Genomic DNA, 23180 nt, shown 5'->3' with positions numbered 1-23180 from the left:
CTTCAAAAACTACCCCTAACCGTCTAAAAATCTAATTATTTAACAAACAATTGTTTCAACTGATCAACGATTTGACCATTGCCAGAAACAGAAATGGAGTTGATTTTTTCCGCAATTTTCTCCACATATTCCATCTCTTTCAATTTGAACAACATCCCGTTTTCTTCCATCAATTTGGCTGTATTCAACAAGCTTCTTGTCGAAGCCGTCTCTTCACGACGTGTAATGATGTTAGCTTGCGCACGTTTTTCAGCTACCAAAACTTGATTCATGATTTCACGAATATCACCTGGTAAAATCACATCTTTCAATCCGGAATTAAAGATTTTTACACCTAATAATTCTACTTGAGATTCAACTTCTGCCAAGATATGCTCATTTAGAGCTGACTTATTCTCCATCAATTCGTCCAAAGTCAATTGACCTATATAAGAACGTAATGCTAACTGCATTAAAGTGTACAATTGTTTTTCAAAATCCTTATTCTCCAATAAGGATTTGATGATATCAACCACTTGGTATTGAACCGAGAAGTTGATACGGATTTGTGCTTTATCTTTAGTCAATATTTCTTGGCCCACGATTTCCATCGTTGTCAAGCGAATATCCGCTTGTGTGACGGCAATAGTAGTGGAGTTTTTCCACCAGTAGTAGGTACCAGCTTCCAACACATTGACGAATGCGCCATCGACAAATAATAACCCTTTCTCGGATGGCTCAATCTTATATTGACGAACGTAGAAAGCTAATTTCTCTAACAAATTTTTGTCTATGCTATTAGAAACTTCTATTGTCGAAATATCTTCTTTTTGGAAAGTTAATTTTTGCAAACCTTTCCAAAATATATGTCTACCTGATGCTAATGATTGCTTGAAATTACCATTTGCATAAACAATTCCAATTTCATGATCCAATACATCTACAACTTCTACCAATTCCGAAAAACCTGAAATCTGTAACAATACATCAACATCATATGGCGTATGAAATGGCTTTGCCATATCATATCTTTGTATATTCTCGCCGAATCCTAACCAATATTTCCCGGCAGTCAATATGCGAACTACAGCATTGTTTTTTACAACAAATCCAACTTCATTAGTGTTAATAGTTACTCTTTTCATATTATTGATTTTAATGTTTTTAATTATTTGAACAGTTGAACTCCTAATTCTAACTATTCATACCTCAATTCTTCTAAAAAAGCCTTTCGAGTCTTGCTCATCAGTTCGCTACGGAGTACAGAAGGAGTTTACTAAGCCACACGAGTATTCATCTATTATATTTCGATGATCTACGACCAAAGATTTCCCTAGAGATTAAATACGAATATGTTTAACAAACTTGTTCTATTCTGCTAAGAAGCAAGCCGATTTGTTATTTTCATACTTTAATTAAAGCAATTCAACAACCGAACAAGAGACGAAAAGCTTATGGTGACTTTTTGAAAGAAAGTCTAAACTTCAAAAATGGAACTTTCGTTCCTCCAACCGATGACACATGTGACAGATGTGTGCGGGACTCGAACCCGACTTTTTTGGCTATACTCTACCCACTGAGTTATTTCGTCTATGACAAAAGTAGGATTCGAACCTACGACCCTAGCATTAACACCACTGTCCTCTTGCTATGTCAGTATATTGTATTCTATGGAATCAACACTATCTTGCTATACAGAAACAAGAGACTAGGACAAGCATTCGAGCTTTGTGGTTTCTTTGTGCACGTTTGTGCACATATCTTTATAAGCTTTTCGCTTCATTATAATCAAAGAACTCATTCAGCTTAGCTGACATTACAAAGATGCAAAGGCCTATACGCAACAGTTTTGCGCAGTAAAACAATTAATGAAATAAATTTCGTATAAAAAGATAATTTACTTAAAATCAGTTGTATAATTTTTAATAAAACAATATTTGTTACAAAAATGAGGTTTGTTGGTGAATAATTACGCAAGTCCTTTGCGTAGTAAAATAATTGTCCTTACATTTAATACTGTATTTAAAGCACACAAATAGCCATGTCTGTAAATAAACTTGCACTTATACGTTATAAAACTATAGATCACTTCCTCAGACAGCGCCATAGAAAGTGGACATTGGAAGATTTGATGATAAAAATTGCAGATGCATTATATGAATACGAGGGTATTACATCTGGAGTCAGCAAACGAACGGTGCAAGGTGACATACAGTTTATGCGTTCTAATAAGCTTGCTTATAATGCACCAATTATGGTGGTAGATAGAAAATACTACACTTACTCAGACCCTAGTTACAGCATTAATAATTCTCCAATGACTGATGCTGATTTAGGTAAAATGAAAGATGCTGTAGATTTTTTGAAATATATGAATGGTTTCACTCATTTTGAAGAAATGAGTGATTTGATTGTTCGTTTAGAGTCCAATTTGAGTAAATCCGAAGGAAATAAAAAAGTAGCTATACAATTAGAAAGCAATAAGCTACTCAAAGGTTTAGAGTGGATTACAGCAATACACAAAGCCATTCGTGACGAGATACCCTTATTAATATCCTACAAATCTTTCAAGTCTAAAGCAGAAACGCAACAAGTTTATTTTCCTTACTTATTAAAGGAATACCGAAACCGTTGGTTTTTGATCTGTAAACCTAAAAAGGGAACCGTTTTAATAACTTTGGCTTTAGATCGAATACTTGAAATTGAAGAAATGGCAAAATCCGGATTTGTACCTTACGAAGGAATAGATTTTGAACGTTATTTCGAAGACACCATCGGTGTTACAAAAACTAGTCGTGACAGAGGTCAACGTGTCATTCTCGAAATAGATGCATACAATGCTCCTTATGTAGAAACCAAACCTATACATCCATCCCAACAAATTCTCAAAAAAAGAGAAGATGGAAGTATCATTATACGCATAGATGTGGTTTTGAACTTTGAATTAGAACGTGAGATTTTAGGTTTTGGAGAAAATATAAAAGTTATCTCTCCTCCTCGATTAAAAAATTTTATAAAACGAAGATTAGAAAAATCTTTGGCCAATTATGAAAATAATTACATTTAAATCGCTTATTTAATTCCTTACCTTTGCCCTATAACAACTGAGCGGGCACCCAGAATGTTTAATCAACCTAATTTTCAGCTAGTTACAAATCCAAAGTAACAAATAGAAAACATAACTTTTCCTATACTTTTTGACATTTGGATTATAAAGTTTTAAGAAAAGTTTGAAAAGTACCCGACTACGTGACTACACGACTACATTGCCATAACTGGCTTATAAACTTCGCTATCTCAATACTCCATAAAAAACAACAAACCTCGTTTAAAAGCCATAAACGAGGTAATATCTAAAGTCTGAATTTACTTTAATAGAGTGTGTGCAAAATCAGCTTATTAGTTGATCTTTATATTTTAGAATTACCAGTATAAATGATCGTTGTCTTAATTTGAATGAATAAATCTTTTATTTGCTAAATAATCCTCCATTTCTCCAACAATAAATACCAAATAATTAATTGTTTGATTTTTGATTTTTTCTAAATCAGGCATTGTATATTCTTTCCCAATTTCAGCAAATGAAAAAGTCCCATGTGCAAGATCATTTCTTTTCAATTTTATAGTGGTTAAGGATTCACCATGGCCAGTTTCTTGATAGTTGCTATTCTTTATGTTGAAACCGTAAATATCAGATAACTCTGAAATGATTTCTCTATCAATATTTCCTTTCGAGATTTTTTCCTTTTTAAAAGAACGTTTTATAATATCTTTAGTAACTAATGTACAAATTTTTACAAATTCTTCTGGGCTTGTATTAGTTTTTAAATCTTTAATTATTTGAATTTTAATCTCATTTTTTAGACAATCAAAATTAGTTTCATTGTCATGATAAATATTATCTCTAATAGCATCAATTGAATTTGACACAACAGATTCTACAAAATTATAAAGCATCAAAAGTAGATTGGCTTTTAAAATTTTAAATACTGTTCTATCAAAATTATCTTCATTTATTGCATTCAAATAATCAAAATATGCATTAATTTCATTTTTTCTACTTAAAATAATCTGCTTAGTTTCCTCCATTTTCTAAAAGATTATTTTTTACAAATTCAATTCTACCTGTTACAAATACTTTGCTATTTGCTCCATCAGAAGTTGTTAATCTTTTAAATTCAGCTGATTCTAACCATTCAGTTACATCTGATGGAACAAGGTCAGGATTTTCTCTTAATGCTAAAGTTACTCCAACTGAAATAGATTCGAATCTGACTCTTGGAGTGGATTTATGTGATGCAGCTTTTTTAAAACCATAAGGGAAATAAAGATTTACAAAGTTCAACATCTTTGAAAATTCAGCTTTCATTTCAACAATGTTTAAAGGTTCTTCATTTTTATCCTTAATATAGTTATCTAGAAAAACATCTACTCTATGTACAAAATTTTGATACCTTTCGGTATAAGCAAAATATCTTAAAACCAATTCTTCGGATTCGCCTCTACTTAATCTTTTTTCAGAAATAGGACATAACTCATTAAATAATTCTATTGAAGAACATTCAGTAAGTAAATTATAGAATTCACTGCCTTCATAAATACCTTTTCTGATTTCCATATCAGTTAAATCGTATGGATCAGTATTTATTCTTCTGAAAATATCTTTTTTAACTTCAAAATCTGCTTTTTCTGTTAATTCAATAGATCTAAGAGTTTTTCTTAAAAATCTTCTTTGTCTACTTTCAATTAAATCTTCAAAACAGAATCCGTTAAATTTATCTAACTTTTCTAGTCCAGTTAGTTTTAATCTATTTTCAAAAAAAGCAACTAAAGTCCTTATTCTTTGAGAACCATCAACAATTTCTAACTTACCATCCGTGTTATCATCTGCAAAAAAAATATAAGGGATAGGTAAATCTAACAATATAGATTCAATGAATTTAGATTGCTTACCCTCATTCCAAACAAACTCTCTTTGATAGGGAGGAATTTTATATTCTTGAGATTGATATTTTTGAACAATATGTTCTACCACAAATTCTCTTGTGTCATAGTCGACTTGAGCTTTCTCATCAATTAATTGTTGCTCAGCTTCTGCTTTTTCTTGTTCTGACTTCATATTGACAAGTGTTTTTTTATGCTTTTTGCAATTACTTCCCCTAATCTTACAGGAACTGCATTTCCTATTTGTCTTGCAATCATTACTGATGAAAAATCTTCATCATTTTTAAAAAAATGATAATTTTTTGGAAATGATTGTAAAATTGATGCTTCTCTTAGAGAGATTCCTCTATCTTGTACAGGATGTCCAAATCTACCATTTCCGTAACCAACACAATGGGTTGTCATAGTAGGAGATGGTTCTTCCCATTTCATTCTACCATAAACGCTTGAATAAGACTTCCCTGAATCTTTCTTGTGACATTCTAACATTAGTTCTTCAGACCAATCCCTCCAACTTCCACCATATGGAGTATTTTGAATTCTTTTTTTGTTTAGAGGTGATAACTTCCTTGCAAAATGCAATTTATCTTGTGGATGCGATTCACCGTCTTCAATAGGAGGAAGATTTCCGATTGCATCTTTTACAGTTACAAAATTATCTTTACGATGAGTTCTGGGCACTAAATTAATTTCTCCAAATTTTGATGCTATAAGAACTAATCTTTTTCTATTTTGTGGAATTCCGTATTCTGGACAATTTACAATTTCAAAATGTGTGAAATACCCTTGCTGTTTAAGAGTATTTAGAAAATCTTCAAAAACAGGAGCTTTTTTGAAATTTATTAATTGCGATACATTTTCCATAGAAATAATATCAGGTTCACATTCCAAAATCAACCTTTGGAACTCATACAATAATTTCCATTTCTCATTGTCCTTTTTTTCAGGATCTTTAAAGGTATATGATGAGAATGGTTGACATGGTGCACAGCCAACCAATATTTTGATTTTTGAATCACCAAATAAATTATTTAGTTCAGTTGATGATAAATCACTAACACTTTTTGAAATAAATTTTGATTTATTATTTTTTTCGAAAGCATATTTACAAGATTTATCAATATCAATTCCAGCCACAACATTGAAGCCCTCACGAATTAATCCGTGAGCAAGTCCTCCAATTCCGCAAAATAAATCTACTACCGCAATATCCTCTATTTTCATTAATTCAACTTATATTATGCTAAGTTACAAAAAAGTTTTTCTATATGATTTTTTGACAAGGATGATATAATTGATAAAGACTTAATTATTTCGTTATTACGAAATCTATTTTAGCAATCCTAATATAACCTTTCCCTTTTCCAAACAGTAAATAAACACAAGAATAGCTTTTAAAGCAAAAAACTTAAACTCATCCAACACATAAGGCAGGATGTCAAAAACAGCAATCCAAAAAACAATAACAAATACTTATTAAGAAAAAATCCTTTAAGTGCTTTATTCAATTGAGATGACGCATCAGCCGATGTTTTAGAAATAACAGCATTATACTCCTTCAATTCCGTACAATCAACAGATAGTTTTGAATTAGCTATCGAATGATTCAATCGTTTTTCAAGCTCATACATACTTTGAAGAATTTTCTTTTGTTCTAGTAAAGTTTGTTTTTGATTTTTTTCAAAGTTTTCCATCAAGGACGCTAGTGCAACCCCTAATTGATGATTTGTGAGTGATTTTTGATTTGACATATTGCTATCTTTTAAACTTATAACCTCTATTAATATTTTGCTTTTCTTCTTTCAAGTTACGTCCTGAATTCTGCAATAGTGAATCTATTCTGCCGACAGTCAATTTTCGGTCTATATCGGATGCCTTATGACCTTTAATAGTATAGCCGCTCAACTCTCCTGTAATCTTACTATATACTTTCTTTGGGGCTAGACCATTTTTATCAAGCAATACTAAAAATTGATCGAAGGAAGTAACTTTATTCTCCTTTAATAAATCACCAATAGTTTTTTTTATTATTTCTCGCTCAAGCCTAATTTCATTTTTTATATCTAAAGCAGTTCTCCATCCATAAGATAATGCGATCTTCTCTGCTCCCTCTTGAGCCTTCTTGGATATCCAACTATCGTTATATGCTTTTTTATTATATATACGATTAATTATCGCATGAATATGAACCTTACCAGTTGAATTATGAATAGCAGATATATATTGATGCTGACTCAACCCTAAATGTTCTAATTGTTTATGTAATATTTCTCTTAGCTGAGGTTTAGATAAATCTTTGCCAACATCAGGATTTGGACTTATTATTAATGAAATAGTATTATTCAAACATCTTTTATTAGTTGATTGTACAAATCGCATTTCATTTAATATCTCAGTGCCATTTCTTCCAATCACTCCACTTCTATCCAGTTCTACTGCTTTACCTAGGATTTTATCTGACAAGATATAATCAATAGCCTGACGACTACCTTGCCTTGAAGATGCTTTACTTACCATTTTTAATAAATTCTAGATGATTAAATAATTCATTGCTAACTTTTGAAACCTCCAATCCAACTTCATGCATATTTCTGTTCTTTATTAGATTTGATATATAAGTAAAATTTCTGTGGAATTTTGATAGCTCAGTATAAGCTGAAATCCTTTCTTCACTTGGTGGAGGAATGATCACTCTATGCAACGCACAGTCAATCATAAATTGACTAACTGAAAGGCCTGCATTTTTAGCATTTATCTTGATAAGCTCCTTATCAAGAAGTGAAACACGAATTTTTATAATTTGGGTTTTACTCATAATTTAAAACAAGTTTTAAATTACCACCACCCATATGGATGGTGGCGTGTTTGCGACCCTTCGGGAGCAAACCAAGAGGTGTTTGAGAAGCATTTTTGAAAAAAAATGTGCCCACAAACACACCTCTTGAATTATTGGCGCTATCTAGATGTGGTTGGAATTAATGCCTCTATGAAAAGGCATTAATTCTAAACCACAAAGCCGAATGAAAACATGCTGTAGAAACCCATTATAGGTTTCGTAATCCATGTTTGAAATTTGGCTTTTCACTATTCTTTGCAATCAACCAATCATTCACATCATTATAATCTGCATATAGATGATTTAATGATTTGAAGGAGTTTGGATATTTAATTGCTAAAAAATTTGTTGCACCCTTTCCTGATAGATCGTTATCAAACCCTGTCACAACAGAGGAGTATTGAGTTAAATCAGGAATTATATGAATGTTTTTAACGCTATTTAGAATAATGAAATCATATTTCGAATCTACACCATGAGACTTTATTGTCAGGTAGGCTAAGAAATCAGACCAAGATTCAAAAAGTAGCACCTCTTTTCGTTGCTTTAGGAAAGTCGTAATAGCCTTATTTCCTAAACACCTTTTAACTGTTTTGACGTTATTTGGAATTCTATAATTTACCTCATAACCTCCAAGGTCATTCCTAAACCCTACATTCAAAAATGATCTTGAAGTACCAATTAATGAATACTTAACTTCCATTAGAAACTTCTTACATAGATTCAAATCCAAACCTCTATTCGCGAGATACTTTAATAATTCTGCATTCTGCAAATCATACACACCTTCAATAAGATATTTTTTAGCTAAACTTTTTTCTTCCTCAGCAATCATAATCTTTCTATGCTGAGGAAAAGAAAAGTCTTTAATCCTCTCAAGGGCCTCACTAACACCAATTTGATAATAACATTGTATAAAATCTATTATCGTCCCTGAAGCTTTATATTTACCTCTTACAGCACCAAAGTCTATAAAGGAGTTAAACTTCTCATTTACCTTCATGCTTGCTGATCTTTCATTTCTAAACACTGATTTCCCCCAGTGCTCATGACCCCTACTATACTCGATTTGAAATTCAAAATTCTCTATCAGAAATTTCTTTAAATCTATTTTCTTGGCTTGCTCACAATTCATAGTTATATTCTTAAATAATTAAAAAATGATTCGAAAAGATGAAAAACACATAAACAATTGTTTACCAACTATATGCGCGTCATTTTTCCGACATCTTTCTAGCATCTTTCCATATTCAAAAGATTCAGATCATTATTTTTCTTAAACTAAAAGATAATAAGATGACCAAAAGATGCCAGAAAGATGCTTAACTAAAACCATCTTATACGCTTGATACTCTATCAATTATGTATATAAAATAAATACTTATCATCTTATCATCTTTTCATCTACTAGATTCTATACAATAATATTTCCCCTTTTTCTCTACCTTATATGGAATACCATTCTGATCCATTGTATAAGTCTCATAATTCAGTGAATTACCAATATGCTTAAGTTTCAAATCTTGTTCTAAAACTTTTTTAAGTTGCATTCTGCGTATTTTAACACCGTTAACTCTCAGTAACTTCAGCATATCAGAGTTGTTGAATTTTAGTTCTTTCAAATCATTTGCTTGCATTAATTCGTCAACAATCTCCATAACTTCATACTTAATGGGGTCTCCAAAATGAGTCTTAATCTTATTCAACTGTTCAGTTTCAATCTGCTCTGCGGTAAACCACATACGCGTTTTTTGAGGACATGATATTTCTCTATTTGTCAGGAAATAAAGGAAAGCTGGTATTTCTTGAGTCAATTTAACTCCGAAAAAAGGATCCAGATTTTCTATTTCTTCTAATTTCCTAATCCAAAATCTCGTTTCATTTTTCGATATATAAATAAAATCTTCTTCGTGATTTGAAACCAAAATAAACTTTCCAAAAAATTCAATTTCCGACGTATCAATACCCTTTGATTGAGAGCTAATAACTTTTGCTGTTGAAGCATTCTTAATCTTTTCAGAGAGCTTATTATCGGTTAAATAAACTTCTTCCATACCAATAAGAATTTTTCCCTTAGTCCAATTTGAATTAAATTGAGAAGCGAATTCTTCATTACCTATGAGCGCCATGTTATCACCATATATAGATTTGAGAAAATTTAAAAATGTCGTCTTACCCGTATTTGTAAGCGAACTCACTAAACAAAGAATTGGTAATATTTGTATAGGATATCTATACATTATTGCTAAATAATCGAGTCCTAACACATATTGGTCTCCAAAAACATGTTTAATTAAGTCTAAAATAGAATCACAATTGCCCTTAATTGGTTTAAAAGGTAATGGTTCATATTTATTATAATAATTATTTACATTCCTTTTATAATGTGTATGTGACGGGAAAAAGGTGAAATCATCAAATTTTTCTAATTTTCTATATTCATTTCTCCAATTTTCCACCTCTAAGCTAAAAAGGTGCAAAGACCATGGGATTAAACTTGTTTTATAAGAACCATCATATATTGGTCGTTCACTTTTTTTATACAATACTTTTCCTATTCGTAAATACGAATTCTTTATATCTACTGTCATGTTGTTAAAGCTTTGATTTAATGAATAGAAACTTTAACTTTGTTATATCAGGACAAAGGAGTTTCCAACTCTAAAGAAATTTGAAAGCAATCAGAAATGGTTGCTTTTAGTTTTTTCTTCTCATTTTTCTTTTCATCAGCAGAGTTTCAGCTATTTCATTTACCTCACTCTCTGACTTGTTTTTGTACTTTTTAAACCAGTCGAGTAAGTCCTTTTCAAAAAAGCGAACACCTCCACTAGGTAATTTGACGAAGGGAATTATTTCTTCGGAAACTAATTGGTATAACCGCTGCTTACTATAGCCTGTAATTTCACAAGCTAAGTCATAATCTCCAACTCTGTCGTTTTTGGGATGAACAGAATTTTGAAATTTGGAGAACTTCTCCTCTAATAATACATCTAATTGATCAAGGGTAAGATCAATAATTCTTGTGTTTTTTGTTATTATATTCATGCTGTATAACTTTTAGTACAGCACAAATATTTATCAAAAACTATCGATTAACGACTCTAGGCAACTCTAGAGTTATAATTCTATATTATTGTTTACTGTTAATTAATATTTGCTCACAGTGAGTCACATACATACTAGGAATTTCTTTGTATAGTTGACCATATAGCCTTTGAAACTGCTTATCCTCTGATTGACTTTCAAAATAAAAAACATCACTAAGTGACATACAATCCTCTTTTGTCCCAATAATACTTGATTTCAAGTATTTCAATTGAATGAGAGCTTTAACAAAGCCTCCAAAATTCAATTGATTAGCATTAGATTTATACCCTTTTGTGAGAATCCACAAATGATTTTTCTTTTCAAATAGTAATTTGCCATCAGAGTTTTCATTTATCCATTCAACCAAATCATGAATACTACAATCTTCTTTTAACCAGTAGTCAGTGAACTTCCCAGAACCGATCTTCTTATCATCAATATTTTCATGACCGACGCTATCAACAAAATTTTTATTTTTCAATAAATTACAATAAAAAGAATTAACAAATCTTTCTTCTCTTGGAAAGGAGATTTCAACATACTGCTACTTTCAAAAAGAAAAAACAGAAGAAATAAAATTGTTAAACCTATTATCGAGCCATAAGAGAAATTAGAATTGATTGATAATAAGATGCAGTAATATATAATCACTAAAAAAACACATCCTAGAAGTGCATAACTTACATAAGAAATTCTAAAATCTCTAAGTAATTGTCGTCGTATTTCATCAATATCATTCTCATAGCCTTCGAATTTCTGTTTTAGATTCTTCTTTAAAAAATGTAATTCAGACGCTTCTGGCTTAACGATCCATGTTGGATTAAACATCAAAATAATTCCCATAAATAAAAAGATACTTGAAATACCTATTAATAAAGCTGCACTATACTTACCTAATAGCGAAATACTAATTGCTATAAAAAAGGGGGAAATCCACTTTACAACTTTCTTCACATTCATAATCTAGGAAATTTTAATAATTCTTCTTCTTTTTTCTGAGAAACAATCTTAGAGTAGACCATTGTCATTTCAATCTTGGAATGAGCTAATAATTCTTTCATTGTATAGAGATCAATACCATATGTTAACCCAATTGTGGCAAAAGTATGTCTCGAGGTATGAAAGGTAACTCCTCTATGATTGTTTAAATTTGCAATTTTAGCCCATTCTTTCAAATGTATGTTTATTGCATGACTTGTACTTGGTAAGCCCCAAAATATTTTATTGCTAATTGGATGCCTTGGTATTTGTTCGATTATTTTATAGACATCATCTAATATTGGTATACTTACTAATTTTTGAGGAGTCTTTTTAGGTCGAAACACTAAGTGTCCATTAATTATATTGTCAAATGTAATTACTCGAACATCAGATATACGAAGCCCAGTAAAACATGAAAATAAATACGCAAGACGAATCTGATCATTACCCCAATCTAATTTTGTTTCTGCCAATTTCCTTACTTCTTCAATTGTTAATCTGCTTCTTTCAGTTACAATTTCTTTTACGGAAGTCCAAAATTCGAATGGACTTTCATTTATTAACCTACGAGTTACAAGCTTGTTATAATATTGTCTAAATACTGACATATATGCATGTGTAGTATTTTGAGAGACAACTATCATTAAATAACTTTGGAAAGCACCAAGAAAGTCTTCATTTACTTCAGAAATAAGAAGGCTTTTCTTCCCTAAATATTTATGCAAGTGAATGATTAAGCATTCCAATTTATAATTAAACTTCTTTGTTATACATTCTTCCAGATAATCCAATAAATCAAGAACTGGTTTATTCGGCTTCTCATACCCATGCTTTGCAAAATTTAAATCAGTTTCACGCGTATTTCTAATCGCTTGTACTAATTTCATATTTTCAGAATCTTTTTCCATTATCCGTACCCTCGGACTTGAATAATCTTTATGAACATGAATACCTAAAAATTCATAACTTCGCTTAGATTTATTATCTGAAGTCTTGTAATAAATATCAAGATACGTACTGAACATACCTGATTTTAATGGTTTAAAACGTACTTTAATCATATGTTACTTTTGTTATTTTTCACAATATAGAAGTAACAAGGTAAGTAACAAAACTTCGATAAATCCTCACATAAAGTTATATAAAAACACAGGTAAAGCAAAATTAATCTCCTGAAAACAAGCTGTTTAATTTTAAAATCTATTAATTTCTATCATAATTTATCTATACTTATATTTGCACCCATGATCTACTTCCATATTCCATTTTGCAAGCAAGCTTGTCATTACTGTGATTTTCACTTTAGTACTTCATTAAAGTACAAGGAGGAAATGCTATTAGCGATGAAAAATGAATTGAGGATACGATCATCCTACCTTGAAGACAAAAAAGTCTCCTCCATTTATTTTGGTGGGGGAACACCCTCCATTTTAGAAGCCGATGAAATTTCTCAATTAATTGACGAAGTAGCGAAGCATTTTGAGATCATTGGTCAAGCGGAAATTACACTAGAAGCCAATCCCGACGACCTACATAAAAGCAAAGTTCAAGCATTACGAATCACAGCCATCAACCGATTCAGTATTGGTATACAATCTTTTTTTGAAGAAGATTTATTATGGATGAATCGAGCACATCATGCTGATGAAGCCAGAAGTTCCATCATGCGCGTACAAGATGCAGGATTTGAAAACATTACCTGCGATTTAATTTATGGCTACCCGCTCCTTACCGATCAAAAATGGAAGGCTAACCTGCAGCAATTGATCGATTTTCAAGTGCCGCACCTCTCCACCTATGCTATGACAGTAGAAAAGAAGACAGCCTTAGACCATTTAATCAATAAAGGTAAGACACCGCCGCTCAACGAAGAACAAAGTGCTGAGCAAATGCTCATGCTTATCGACACATTAACCGCAGCAGGTTATGATCATTATGAAATTTCCAACTTTGCCAAACCCGGAAAATATGCACAGCATAACAGCAATTACTGGAAAGGCAAACATTACTTAGGAATTGGCCCTTCAGCCCACTCATTCAATGGAAATTCACGATCCTGGAATATCGCCAATAATACGCTTTATACCAAAGCTTTATTAAATAAAGAACTCCCTCAAGAAACCGAAGTACTGAGCAAAGACGATCAATACAACGAATATGTCATGACCTCCCTCAGAACCATTTGGGGAATTGATCAACACTATATCATCCGAACTTTCGGCTCCGATTACAACAACGAATTATTAAAAAACATTCAGCCCTATTTAGAAAATGGAGCTGTTCAAATAGCCAAAGAGCAGACCATTACATTAACGCCAAAAGGAAAATTGATTGCAGATCAAATTGCGTCTGATTTATTCTGTATTCAGCATTAATATCGTTGAACCTCTTTCCAAAAAGTTTTCTGAAATTGCGGAATAAGGATGCTGCCTATCTTAATAATAGTTTCTTTAACGCATAAAATTCCTTTTTATCCATGCTTTAAACATGCACAGGAACTTTACTAAGGAGATGCTTCACAGGACTCGTCATGAAAGTTAAGCGACCATTAGCCAAGCCTGCAATCGACTGCGCTGCAAGTGATTGCAGACCCATTTCTAGCGACAGAAAAACAACGAAAGCACGGCTACTGAGCAGCTATAAACCTAGATCCGTTTTCATCAGATTTACCTTAGCAGAGATTCTCTCCTATCATTTTTCTTCAGTTCCTCAGAGGTTCAAAATAAAGGAAACCATCCTTAAAAAAAAACCTATTTCAGTATAAGACAAACCGAACCTTCAATTGATCTTCTACGGATCTCCTTCGGAGCTCATACGGAAATTCAACGGAAATCATATGCAAAAATCCGAATAAGATCCGGTGAAAATCCGTCACAGCTGCAGGCTATTTACCTAGCTTATGCATTAAAACTTAGCAATTAAAAAAGGGGCTGCTCTTTCAAACAAACCCCTCCCGTTTATAACAATTTACCGATTATTTTTTCAATTTATCTTCCAGCATTTTGATGAAATACCCCCCTACTACTGCCCTAGCTTTAAACCCTCTACGTTCAGGTCTGTCTGTCCAAGTCCAATCAGACATAGGAACTCTAGTGGTCGATTCATTCATAAACAAGTGAACCGGCTTAATGAATTTTTCAAACTCCTCTTGTGTTTTAGCCATGGTCGCGGTCCATATAATCCAGTCGGTTTTGGTATACGCTTCTCTAGAATCCAATGGTAAACCATATTTATTTTGCTTGGTCAAATAATAGTTGATTTCGGTATCGATAATATCCTCATCAAATATATTCATGTCCAGTATTTTGTCCCAGACCAAGTTATACTTCTGACTCCATGTACCGCTTTTATCAAAGGTCAATTTATAGTGATCTCCATCTTTAGCCATTTCTTTCCATTTCTTAGCCATTTCTCTAGCCTTGGCAATGTAGCGCTTACCGACTTCTTCCCTTCCCAACATGTTTGCTAAATAGCCATAGGAAGCCACGCCCATAATCGCTTTTGCGGATAAGTTGGCATTATGCGCAAAATGACCGGCAAAGTCATCCGTACACAACTGGTTTTCAGGATCCTGTCCGTTTTCCACCAAATAATCTGCCCAAGTACTCAACACATTCCAATGCTGTTTGGCATACTCCGCATTCTTTTCTACACGAGCAATAGCATAACTTAGAATCAACATATTACCACTTTCCTCCAGTGGCATATCACCGCCATACGTTTGTCCATTGGCTACAGGATAGGTGCCGATATCATGCGCTGCAAAAGGTTTCGTCCATTTTCCAGATTCTGAATAATAGAAGATGAAATTCATCGTCGCCTTTGCCAATGCTGGATTATATACTAAGAACAAAGGTGCGGTCGGGTAAGTAATATCAACGGTTCCAATAGAACCATTACTATCATTTTCTTTAGAAAGCAAAACCAGGTCACCATTTGGCGCAACAACTAATTTATGGGCTGCTATAGACTGTCTGTAGGCAAGCGCACATAATTCGGCATATTCTTTACCAAATTTTTGGTATTCCTGCATAAACTGATCATCAAACTGATCAGCCTTCAGCTTTAATACATCGTACTCCTTTAATGCCGTTTTCAGAAGAGATTCCATGTTGCTATTGCCATTTCTATTCCAATAAGGTCTTAAGTCATTATCGAAATATTTAATCGCATACACATCATCATAACCTATCGCAATTTTCCCTTTGGCCGTACCATTTACAGAAACAGTATTGGACAATGCAATTTTATGCATTCCTTGATCAGTTACCTTTTTTCCTTTAATGAAACCATTCCTTAATTCACTTACAGTACCAGAAGCCACCTTAGCGTTTTCATCAAGTGACGCTAAATAAAAGTATCCCCAATCGTTTCTTACATGATCCCCTTTCCTTTCCAAGAAATTTTGATTTTGAGCGCCAACATTTACTAAGCTGATGCCGTTCAAATTACTCGCATAGGTCTTATAAAGTTGAGTAGGAAGATGCAATGCCCAGTTAGGAGAGGCTTCTAAGTAAATCTGAACATCTTGCACGTTATTGGAGGTTATTTCATAGCTTAAATAATTTACTGGACGACCAATTAAATCCAAGTTATCCAAAAACACAGGAGCTGTAAATGTAATTTTCAGTTGGACCTCCCCACATTCAAAAACATAATGTGTTTGCATCGGTTGTACATCGGCAGAAATTTGTTTTGCTGTTTTTGCGAAGAATGCTTTTTCAGCATGTTCTCTAAATAAGCCAAAATCTAAGAACCCATTTGCACCACCATTAAAACAATATGCTGCAATAATGTTTTTGCCTTTTTTAAGGCTCTTCAAGGCCTCGCCAGTCAATTTAACTCGTTTATTTTTCCCAGTTCCTCCCGTGGCTATGACGCGATGTCCATTAATGTAGATTTCAGTATCGTCATCGTGAGAATATTCCAAATAAATTGTTTTCTTGGAAAGATCTTCCGTTAAAGTAACTTCCCTGCGTACCCAAATTTTATCTGTTGTCCAATTGGTTTTAGCTAGATTTTCATTCTCCGTTGTACCAAATGCGCCTTTTCCGGCCATCCATTGGCTATCGTCAAATTTGGTGGTAAACCAGTTTTTACCTGGATCTTTCGTGCTATACTTTCCATCCCAAGACTGATCTTCCCCATTTGGAACCACCGAGCTTAAATCCAACTCTTCCACCCCCATAAATCGATAAAATTCATTACCCACTTTTAAAACCCCTAAAAAAGGCAAGGGTTTATCAGACCAATGGACGATGCCAGAATCGTATAAATTATTGGAATAGGACCAAGCACTCACATTTGGATCTATAGTCACTAAAGGATAAGCAGGTGCTCTCAACGAATTTTTAATTTGCTGAGCCTGAACCAAATTAACTGCCAAAGCAAATACCGTTAAGCATAAAATCTTTAGTTTCATATTATTTAGTTTATTAATTGTTAATTGATTACTTGTAATAAAGCTACCGCAGCAGAAGCATCATAAACTTCTGTCTTTTTCGTTGGAACTCGGTTGAAATCTTTATCCATTAAGCCTCGATCATCCCGATTTTTCCAAGCTTGTTGAATATTATCGTTTAGCCAATTTTTATAGCCTTGTGTTTTATCGTATTTAAACAGCATTGGAATATATTGAGCAAATATTGCCGCATAAATACCTTGTTCGATCCCATTTTTATAAGGCAGCAATTTTTGATCATTGGCCATGTTATTCAGCACATAATCAGCACATAATTTGGCATCGGAAAGATACTGTTTGTTTTTCGTATGTGCATAGAGTAAGGTTGCAGACCCGATACAAGTGGCCTGATTGTAGAGGTTGGTCGTCCAGTTGGTCTTATGCCCGGGAACTCGATGATCTCCAACTTTACCATCCTTCGTGTCAAATAAGTTTTCCCTAGACCAGGAATACACTTGTTCAGCTTTGTCCAAGTAGCTTTTATCCTTTGTGTTTTGATATAATAACATCGCGGCAACAGCCGTTGGATAATTGATGCATGCCGCTTTTCCACGTTGATCTGGTTTCCAACCCCAGTACATGCCCCCATGCTCTGGATCAAAGGAGCCCTTATCTTCCACCTTAGGCGTACCAGACCATACGCGTTCAAATCCTAAAACCGCATGTGCGAGGTATTTGGGATCACTGGTTAGTTCATAAGCCCTTGCAAAAGAAATAACCCACCACATGATATCATCATATATAAACCAGACCTCGGTATTATTCCAATTAAATCCATCATAATGTTTGTAATTTCCTTCATATATACGCTCCATAAGCGCCAAATGTTGCGGATCTTTTGTACGTTGATAGGCATTCATTGCCATATCCCAATAGATTGCTTGTGTCCAAATAGCTGCGACTTGATTAGAATTTGGATATACCTGATAAATGTTTTTCGTAGGATGTAGAAAAGCTTGATTAAAATCTTGTAAAGCACGATTCGCATCCTGCGCAGACAAAAAAGAAATATTCAACCATAAGCCTAGACTTAAAAAGAGGTATCTCATGAATTTATAAATGGTTTAATGACTTTATTAGTAAGACTAAAGATAGTAACTAAAACGTTTTATTAAACTTTGTAAACAATTCTTTACAAAGAAACTCGCAGGGATAAAACGAAAGCTGACAATCCTACCCATCAAGTTAAAATCCAGTAATTACCGTTCGAAAAAGAAATTAGGTTTTTGAAAATTAACTAAGCAGTTTTTCCGTTTGTAAATATTTAAGAATGATCTGGGTTGCTCCAGAGCGCTGTTGAACATAATTTTTTGCAGTGGTTCCTGCCGGTACTCGTTTCCCTTCCTGTTGCAAGGTTTTAAATAGTTCATCCAATTCAGCAAAACTGTTGATAGAAAATCCCGCACCCAATTCTATTAAATCTTTAGCCTCTTGAAACTTTTCATAGTTGGAGCCAAAGATCACTGGAATACCGTATGTTGCAGCCTCCAATGTATTGTGAATACCAACTCCAAAACCACCACCGATATACGCAATCTTTCCGTAGTAGTATAAGGAGGACAATAAGCCGATACTATCTATGAGCAGTACTCGAGTTTCTTGAATAACAGATGTCGAATATTTTTCAATCTCCGAATATTTGATCGCTTGAGGAAATACATGGAGTATTTGTTGAATATGTTCTGAATGGATTTCATGCGGCGCTAAAATTAACTTCCAGTCGGAATGATTCTCCAATAACTTAGCCAAGAGCTCCTCATCTGCAGGCCAGGTACTACCAGCCACCAGGGTGGATTGTTCATGAACAAAATTGGAAATGATTGTATTTGGCTGATGCTGTTTTGGAAGTTCAATCGCTCGATCGAACCGGGTATCACCTGCTAAACCTGCATGAATAATTCCAATCCATTTCAATAAATGCACACTTTCGATATTTTGAGCAAAAAAATAGGATACATTTTTAAGAATAGAACGGTAAAATCCACCATAGGGTTTAAAGAACAATTGGTCTTCTCGAAAGATGGCCGAGATCATAAGGAGACGAATCTGCTGTTTTTTTAGTTCGGAGAAATAGAAGTACCAATATTCATATTTTGTAAAAACAGCAAACTTTGGGCGTATGGCTTGAATAAAACGCTTCGCATTGTTGGCTGTATCCTCAGGCAAATAAAACACATAATCGGCTAATGCTGTGTTTTTACGGATTTCATAACCCGATGGGGAAAAAAAAGTTACAATTATTTTTTCATGGGGATACCGTAATTTGATTTGCTCCATTACCGCCCTTCCCTGCTCAAATTCTCCGAGGGAGGCATAGTGAAACCAGATGTATTCTTTGCCTTGTTCAACCGTTTGTTCTATGGTTTCCAACAAGCCTCGCCGACCATCGACCCAAAGCTTTGCCTTAGGATGAAATGGAGCTATTAAACGCAATAAAGCGCCATACAGAAAGATACCAAGCCGATAGAAGAAACGCATAATCTTAAAATAATGTTTATCTTCGTCAAAGATATTTAAACCTTTTTAATTTCACCATTGTGCAAGAACATAAGCGCAAACGAATATTGATCACTGGGGCTGCTGGATTTTTAGGATCACATCTTTGTGATCGCTTTATTGAAGAGGGTTTTCACGTGATTGGTATGGATAATTTAGTGACTGGTGATATTAAAAACATCGAACATCTGTTCCATTTAGCCCAATTTGAATTCTATCATCATGATGTTTCCAAATTTGTGCACGTCCCAGGAGAGCTGCATTACATCTTGCATTTTGCCTCACCAGCTAGTCCAATCGATTACCTCAAAATCCCTATACAAACTTTAAAAGTAGGTTCCTTAGGAACACATAATCTTTTAGGTCTAGCTAAAAGCAAACAGGCCCGTATTTTAGTGGCATCCACTTCCGAGGTTTATGGTGATCCATTAGTATCGCCTCAAAACGAAGAATACTGGGGTAATGTAAATCCTGTAGGCCCACGAGGGGTATATGATGAGGCAAAGCGGTTTCAAGAAGCCATGACTATGGCCTATCATAATTTTCATGGTTTGGAAACTAGAATTGCACGCATATTCAACACCTTCGGACCTCGCATGCGACTACACGATGGTAGAGCATTACCTAATTTCATTTCGCAAGCATTGCAGGGAAAAGATTTGACGGTATTTGGAGATGGTTCCCAAACACGCTCTTTTATTTATGTCTCTGACCAAGTGGAAGGTATCTTTAAATTACTTTTTAGTGATTATCCACTGCCTGTAAATATTGGTAATCCGGAAGAAATGACCTTGCTAGCGGTTGCCCAAGAGATCATTAAATTGACGCAGAGTCAATCCTCCATCCGTTTTGAAAAGCTTCCTGTCGACGACCCTAAACAAAGAAGACCAGACATTGATAAAGCGATTAGGCTGTTGAATTGGAAACCACAGGTCTCTAGGAAAAATGGATTGGAGAATACTATTAATTATTATCGAAATTTATTTCAAGAACAATAAGCTATAAAACCAAAGAATAAAGGATACTATGAGCAAAATATTAGTTACTGGAGGAACAGGATTTATTGGATCACATACCGTTGTGGAATTGTTTCAGGCTGGATATACCCCAGTGTTGTTGGATAACTTATCCAATTCCAATATTAAAATTTTAGATCAAATTGAGAAAATTATAGGCGTGAAGCCTGAGTTTCATCAATTGGATTTATGTGATGAAGCAAAAGTAAAAGCCTTTGTAGCAGCAAATACAGATATTTCAGGTATTATTCACTTTGCTGCCTCCAAAGCCGTTGGAGAATCGGTGCAAAATCCCTTAAAGTATTACCATAATAATTTCTTTTCTTTAATAAATCTATTAGAATCGTACCGTGAAAAACCGATAAATTTTGTTTTTTCGTCTAGCTGTACGGTCTATGGCGAACCCGATGTATTACCAGTAAACGAATCTGCACCCGTAAAACGTGCGACATCACCTTATGGTAACACCAAGCAAATTGCAGAAGAAATATTGGAAGAGACAGCTCTTGCCTACCATAATTATCAGGTAATCGCATTGCGCTATTTCAATCCAGTAGGAGCACATGCATCAGCATTAATCGGCGAGTTACCAATCGGAGTACCTCAAAATTTATTACCATTTATCACTCAAACAGCCATAGGTAAAAGGGAAAAATTGACCGTTTTTGGTAATGATTACGACACGGTAGATGGCTCGGCAGTACGTGACTACATCCATGTGGTGGATCTAGCAAAAGCACATGTTGCTGCTATTCGCTTGCTTGAAAAAGGAAATCCAAACGGTAACTACGATGTATTTAATGTAGGAACTGGTAAAGGTTATTCCGTATTAGAAGCAATTGCGGCCTTCGAAAAAGCTTCTGGAAAACCATTGAACTATGAAGTTGGTCCGCGTCGTGATGGTGACATCATCAAAGTATGGGGTGATGTAACCAAGTCTACCCAAGAATTAGGTTGGACAGCATCATTAGGTATTGATGAGATGATGTCTTCGGCATGGGCCTGGGAAAAATATTTGAGTGAAAACCCAATCGTATAAGGATTTTTGCTCTTCAAAATAAAAGACCGCAACTCAAGAAAAAGAGTTGCGGTCTTTTATTTGAGTATAAGTAAAACGCTAAAAGCCTAAGCCTGCAAAGGCTTGCTTAAAATCAGCTATTAAATCTTCGATATGTTCAATACCAACCGATACCCTTAGCATCCCTGAAGTAATTCCAGCGCTTGCTTTTTGTTGAGCATCGTGATGACCACCCCACATACTAGCGGGATGCACCACTAAGGACTCCACGCCACCCAAACTGGCGGCATTGGCAAATATTTTCAAATTATTTAATACCGTTTGCGCATATTGATACGCTAATTCCTCTCCATCCGCACCTATTTCAAGACAAAGCATACCAGTACCTCCTTTCATTTGTTTTTGAGCTAATTCATATTGAGGATGTGCAGGCAATCCGACATAGGCCACTTGCTTTATTGCCGGATGTTTTTCTAAATAGCTGGCCAAGGCTAAAGCATTTTGATTAATTTGACGCACCCGCAAAGCTAGAGTTTTTAATCCCCGAACTAAAAGCCAAGAATCAAATGGACTTAAGGAAGCTCCCATCACCAAGGAACGCCGCCATACTTGCTGTATAAATGTCTTCGTTCCGCATACAACTCCAGCAGTAAGATCACTGTGCCCTCCAAGATATTTAGTGGCCGAATGAATAATCACATCAATGCCAAAGTCTTTTGGACATTGGTTAATCGGAGAGGCAAAGGTATTGTCTACCATGCTGACCAATTGATGCTTTTTAGCTAATTGTCCAATAAATTCCAAATCAGTGATTGCCAGGTTTGGGTTGGACGGTGTTTCGACATAAATCAATTTCGTGTTTTCTTGAATCGCATGTTCGAAAGCTTGATTATCACTTTGATCGACATGAGTAACCGTAATACCGTAATCTGGTAGAAATTCTTTAAAAAACAACATGGCACCTGAATACAAGGACCGTTGCGTGACGATATGATCCCCCGCTTTTACAATCGCTAAAATGGCGGTGCTAATTGCAGCCATCCCCGTGGCCAATACCAATGCATCTTCGGTATGTTCTAAACTTGCAATAATAGAGGCTGCTTGGGAATTGCTTGGGTTACCATGCCGATGATAAAAGTATGGATGTTTGGATTCACTCGCTGCAATGATATATTCACTTAAATCCTGATCAGCATAATACGTGGAGGATTGATAAATAGGACTTACCACCGCTTTTGTTTGATTAAATTCATGTCCTTGATGAATGAGATTCGTTTCTAAATGAGACATTGTGGGAAGATTTTAAAATAAAGTATAGAAAATTAAATAATATACTTGTAATTCCTTAATTTGACTAGTAAA

The 23180-nt window shown here is 34.3% G+C and carries 21 protein-coding genes; 4 read left to right on the top strand and 17 right to left on the bottom strand.

Annotated features, from left to right (window positions below; translation table 11 throughout):
- Positions 1-35 precede the first annotated feature (35 nt).
- Positions 36-1124 (bottom strand): slipin family protein, encoded by a 1089-nt coding sequence (locus ACFRAE_RS10395; protein WP_422797091.1) that lies wholly within the window; start codon positions 1122-1124, stop codon positions 36-38.
- An 896-nt stretch (positions 1125-2020) separates the two neighbouring features.
- Here ACFRAE_RS10395 and ACFRAE_RS10390 point away from each other — a divergent pair.
- Complete coding sequence (locus ACFRAE_RS10390; protein ID WP_422797090.1) at positions 2021-3046, top strand: helix-turn-helix transcriptional regulator; 1026 nt, start codon at positions 2021-2023, stop codon at positions 3044-3046.
- Between the two features lie 380 nt (positions 3047-3426).
- Here ACFRAE_RS10390 and ACFRAE_RS10385 read toward each other — a convergent pair whose 3' ends face one another.
- The 12 genes from ACFRAE_RS10385 to ACFRAE_RS10330 all read right to left on the bottom strand — a co-directional run bounded on the left by ACFRAE_RS10385 (position 3427) and on the right by ACFRAE_RS10330 (position 12888).
- Entirely contained in the window at positions 3427-4068 is a 642-nt protein-coding gene (locus ACFRAE_RS10385) for an MAE_28990/MAE_18760 family HEPN-like nuclease (RefSeq protein ID WP_422797089.1), read from the bottom strand.
- Entirely contained in the window at positions 4055-5098 is a 1044-nt protein-coding gene (locus tag ACFRAE_RS10380) for a DUF262 domain-containing protein (protein ID WP_422797088.1), read from the bottom strand. Before ACFRAE_RS10380 ends, ACFRAE_RS10385 begins: the two co-directional genes overlap by 14 nt.
- Positions 5095-6147: a DNA cytosine methyltransferase gene (locus ACFRAE_RS10375; protein WP_422797087.1), complete on the bottom strand. Its 1053-nt coding sequence runs from the start codon at positions 6145-6147 to the stop codon at positions 5095-5097. Before ACFRAE_RS10375 ends, ACFRAE_RS10380 begins: the two co-directional genes overlap by 4 nt.
- A gap of 170 nt (positions 6148-6317) precedes the next feature.
- Entirely contained in the window at positions 6318-6674 is a 357-nt protein-coding gene (locus ACFRAE_RS10370; RefSeq protein WP_422797086.1) for a hypothetical protein, read from the bottom strand.
- A 4-nt stretch (positions 6675-6678) separates the two neighbouring features.
- A complete protein-coding gene (locus ACFRAE_RS10365) occupies positions 6679-7440 on the bottom strand; it encodes a relaxase/mobilization nuclease domain-containing protein (RefSeq protein WP_422797085.1) in 762 nt (253 codons plus the stop codon).
- Positions 7430-7738, bottom strand: coding sequence for a plasmid mobilization protein (locus tag ACFRAE_RS10360; protein ID WP_422797084.1), 309 nt, complete (start codon positions 7736-7738; stop codon positions 7430-7432). The genes ACFRAE_RS10365 and ACFRAE_RS10360 overlap by 11 nt, the downstream gene beginning before the upstream one ends.
- Positions 7739-7967: 229 nt before the next feature.
- Complete coding sequence (locus tag ACFRAE_RS10355) at positions 7968-8894, bottom strand: toprim domain-containing protein (RefSeq protein ID WP_422797083.1); 927 nt, start codon at positions 8892-8894, stop codon at positions 7968-7970.
- 265 nt (positions 8895-9159) lie between these two features.
- Complete coding sequence (locus ACFRAE_RS10350; RefSeq protein ID WP_422797082.1) at positions 9160-10350, bottom strand: primase-helicase family protein; 1191 nt, start codon at positions 10348-10350, stop codon at positions 9160-9162.
- Between the two features lie 106 nt (positions 10351-10456).
- Entirely contained in the window at positions 10457-10804 is a 348-nt protein-coding gene (locus ACFRAE_RS10345) for a helix-turn-helix transcriptional regulator (RefSeq protein ID WP_422797081.1), read from the bottom strand.
- A gap of 85 nt (positions 10805-10889) precedes the next feature.
- Positions 10890-11327, bottom strand: coding sequence for a hypothetical protein (locus ACFRAE_RS10340; RefSeq protein ID WP_422797080.1), 438 nt, complete (start codon positions 11325-11327; stop codon positions 10890-10892).
- Complete coding sequence (locus ACFRAE_RS10335; RefSeq protein ID WP_422797079.1) at positions 11324-11806, bottom strand: hypothetical protein; 483 nt, start codon at positions 11804-11806, stop codon at positions 11324-11326. Before ACFRAE_RS10335 ends, ACFRAE_RS10340 begins: the two co-directional genes overlap by 4 nt.
- Complete coding sequence (locus tag ACFRAE_RS10330; RefSeq protein WP_422797078.1) at positions 11803-12888, bottom strand: tyrosine-type recombinase/integrase; 1086 nt, start codon at positions 12886-12888, stop codon at positions 11803-11805. Before ACFRAE_RS10330 ends, ACFRAE_RS10335 begins: the two co-directional genes overlap by 4 nt.
- 183 nt (positions 12889-13071) lie before the next feature.
- On the opposite strand from ACFRAE_RS10330, the gene hemW reads away from it, so the two are divergent.
- Positions 13072-14202, top strand: coding sequence for a radical SAM family heme chaperone HemW (gene hemW / locus ACFRAE_RS10325; protein WP_422797077.1), 1131 nt, complete (start codon positions 13072-13074; stop codon positions 14200-14202).
- A 599-nt stretch (positions 14203-14801) separates the two neighbouring features.
- On the opposite strand, the gene ACFRAE_RS10320 is transcribed toward hemW, so the two are convergent.
- From ACFRAE_RS10320 to ACFRAE_RS10310, 3 genes are all read right to left on the bottom strand, one after another.
- Positions 14802-17249 (bottom strand): glutaminase domain-containing protein, encoded by a 2448-nt coding sequence (locus ACFRAE_RS10320; protein ID WP_422797076.1) that lies wholly within the window; start codon positions 17247-17249, stop codon positions 14802-14804.
- A gap of 20 nt (positions 17250-17269) precedes the next feature.
- On the bottom strand, positions 17270-18337 hold the full coding sequence (locus ACFRAE_RS10315; RefSeq protein WP_422797075.1) for a glycoside hydrolase family 76 protein: 1068 nt from the start codon (positions 18335-18337) through the stop codon (positions 17270-17272).
- A gap of 184 nt (positions 18338-18521) precedes the next feature.
- A complete protein-coding gene (locus tag ACFRAE_RS10310) occupies positions 18522-19766 on the bottom strand; it encodes a 3-deoxy-D-manno-octulosonic acid transferase (protein ID WP_422797074.1) in 1245 nt (414 codons plus the stop codon).
- A gap of 59 nt (positions 19767-19825) precedes the next feature.
- On the opposite strand from ACFRAE_RS10310, the gene ACFRAE_RS10305 reads away from it, so the two are divergent.
- Complete coding sequence (locus ACFRAE_RS10305) at positions 19826-20782, top strand: UDP-glucuronic acid decarboxylase family protein (protein ID WP_422797073.1); 957 nt, start codon at positions 19826-19828, stop codon at positions 20780-20782.
- A gap of 28 nt (positions 20783-20810) precedes the next feature.
- A complete protein-coding gene (gene galE / locus ACFRAE_RS10300) occupies positions 20811-21839 on the top strand; it encodes a UDP-glucose 4-epimerase GalE (RefSeq protein ID WP_422797072.1) in 1029 nt (342 codons plus the stop codon).
- A gap of 78 nt (positions 21840-21917) precedes the next feature.
- Here the strand turns inward: galE and ACFRAE_RS10295 are convergent, their stop codons facing one another.
- Positions 21918-23108 carry a trans-sulfuration enzyme family protein gene (locus ACFRAE_RS10295; protein WP_422797071.1) on the bottom strand — a complete coding sequence of 397 codons (1191 nt, stop codon included), beginning with the start codon at positions 23106-23108 and terminating at the stop codon, positions 21918-21920.
- Positions 23109-23180 lie beyond the last annotated feature (72 nt).

It is taken from the genome of Sphingobacterium sp. HJSM2_6, assembly GCF_049316305.1.
GTDB lineage: Bacteria > Bacteroidota > Bacteroidia > Sphingobacteriales > Sphingobacteriaceae > Sphingobacterium.
Note: the sequence above shows the minus strand (reverse complement) of the source record. Positions and strands in the feature narration are given on the sequence as shown.

Coding starts and splice junctions, on each gene's coding strand:
- ACFRAE_RS10350 (WP_422797082.1), bottom strand. CDS start 10,350: ATGACAGTAGATATAAAGAATTCGTATTTACGAATAGGAAAAGTATTG.
- ACFRAE_RS10295 (WP_422797071.1), bottom strand. CDS start 23,108: ATGTCTCATTTAGAAACGAATCTCATTCATCAAGGACATGAATTTAAT.
- ACFRAE_RS10310 (WP_422797074.1), bottom strand. CDS start 19,766: ATGCGTTTCTTCTATCGGCTTGGTATCTTTCTGTATGGCGCTTTATTG.
- ACFRAE_RS10375 (WP_422797087.1), bottom strand. CDS start 6,147: ATGAAAATAGAGGATATTGCGGTAGTAGATTTATTTTGCGGAATTGGA.
- ACFRAE_RS10360 (WP_422797084.1), bottom strand. CDS start 7,738: ATGAGTAAAACCCAAATTATAAAAATTCGTGTTTCACTTCTTGATAAG.
- hemW (WP_422797077.1), top strand. CDS start 13,072: ATGATCTACTTCCATATTCCATTTTGCAAGCAAGCTTGTCATTACTGT.
- ACFRAE_RS10365 (WP_422797085.1), bottom strand. CDS start 7,440: ATGGTAAGTAAAGCATCTTCAAGGCAAGGTAGTCGTCAGGCTATTGAT.
- ACFRAE_RS10370 (WP_422797086.1), bottom strand. CDS start 6,674: ATGTCAAATCAAAAATCACTCACAAATCATCAATTAGGGGTTGCACTA.
- galE (WP_422797072.1), top strand. CDS start 20,811: ATGAGCAAAATATTAGTTACTGGAGGAACAGGATTTATTGGATCACAT.
- ACFRAE_RS10355 (WP_422797083.1), bottom strand. CDS start 8,894: ATGAATTGTGAGCAAGCCAAGAAAATAGATTTAAAGAAATTTCTGATA.
- ACFRAE_RS10330 (WP_422797078.1), bottom strand. CDS start 12,888: ATGATTAAAGTACGTTTTAAACCATTAAAATCAGGTATGTTCAGTACG.
- ACFRAE_RS10345 (WP_422797081.1), bottom strand. CDS start 10,804: ATGAATATAATAACAAAAAACACAAGAATTATTGATCTTACCCTTGAT.
- ACFRAE_RS10390 (WP_422797090.1), top strand. CDS start 2,021: ATGTCTGTAAATAAACTTGCACTTATACGTTATAAAACTATAGATCAC.
- ACFRAE_RS10315 (WP_422797075.1), bottom strand. CDS start 18,337: ATGAGATACCTCTTTTTAAGTCTAGGCTTATGGTTGAATATTTCTTTT.
- ACFRAE_RS10335 (WP_422797079.1), bottom strand. CDS start 11,806: ATGAATGTGAAGAAAGTTGTAAAGTGGATTTCCCCCTTTTTTATAGCA.
- ACFRAE_RS10320 (WP_422797076.1), bottom strand. CDS start 17,249: ATGAAACTAAAGATTTTATGCTTAACGGTATTTGCTTTGGCAGTTAAT.
- ACFRAE_RS10380 (WP_422797088.1), bottom strand. CDS start 5,098: ATGAAGTCAGAACAAGAAAAAGCAGAAGCTGAGCAACAATTAATTGAT.
- ACFRAE_RS10385 (WP_422797089.1), bottom strand. CDS start 4,068: ATGGAGGAAACTAAGCAGATTATTTTAAGTAGAAAAAATGAAATTAAT.
- ACFRAE_RS10395 (WP_422797091.1), bottom strand. CDS start 1,124: ATGAAAAGAGTAACTATTAACACTAATGAAGTTGGATTTGTTGTAAAA.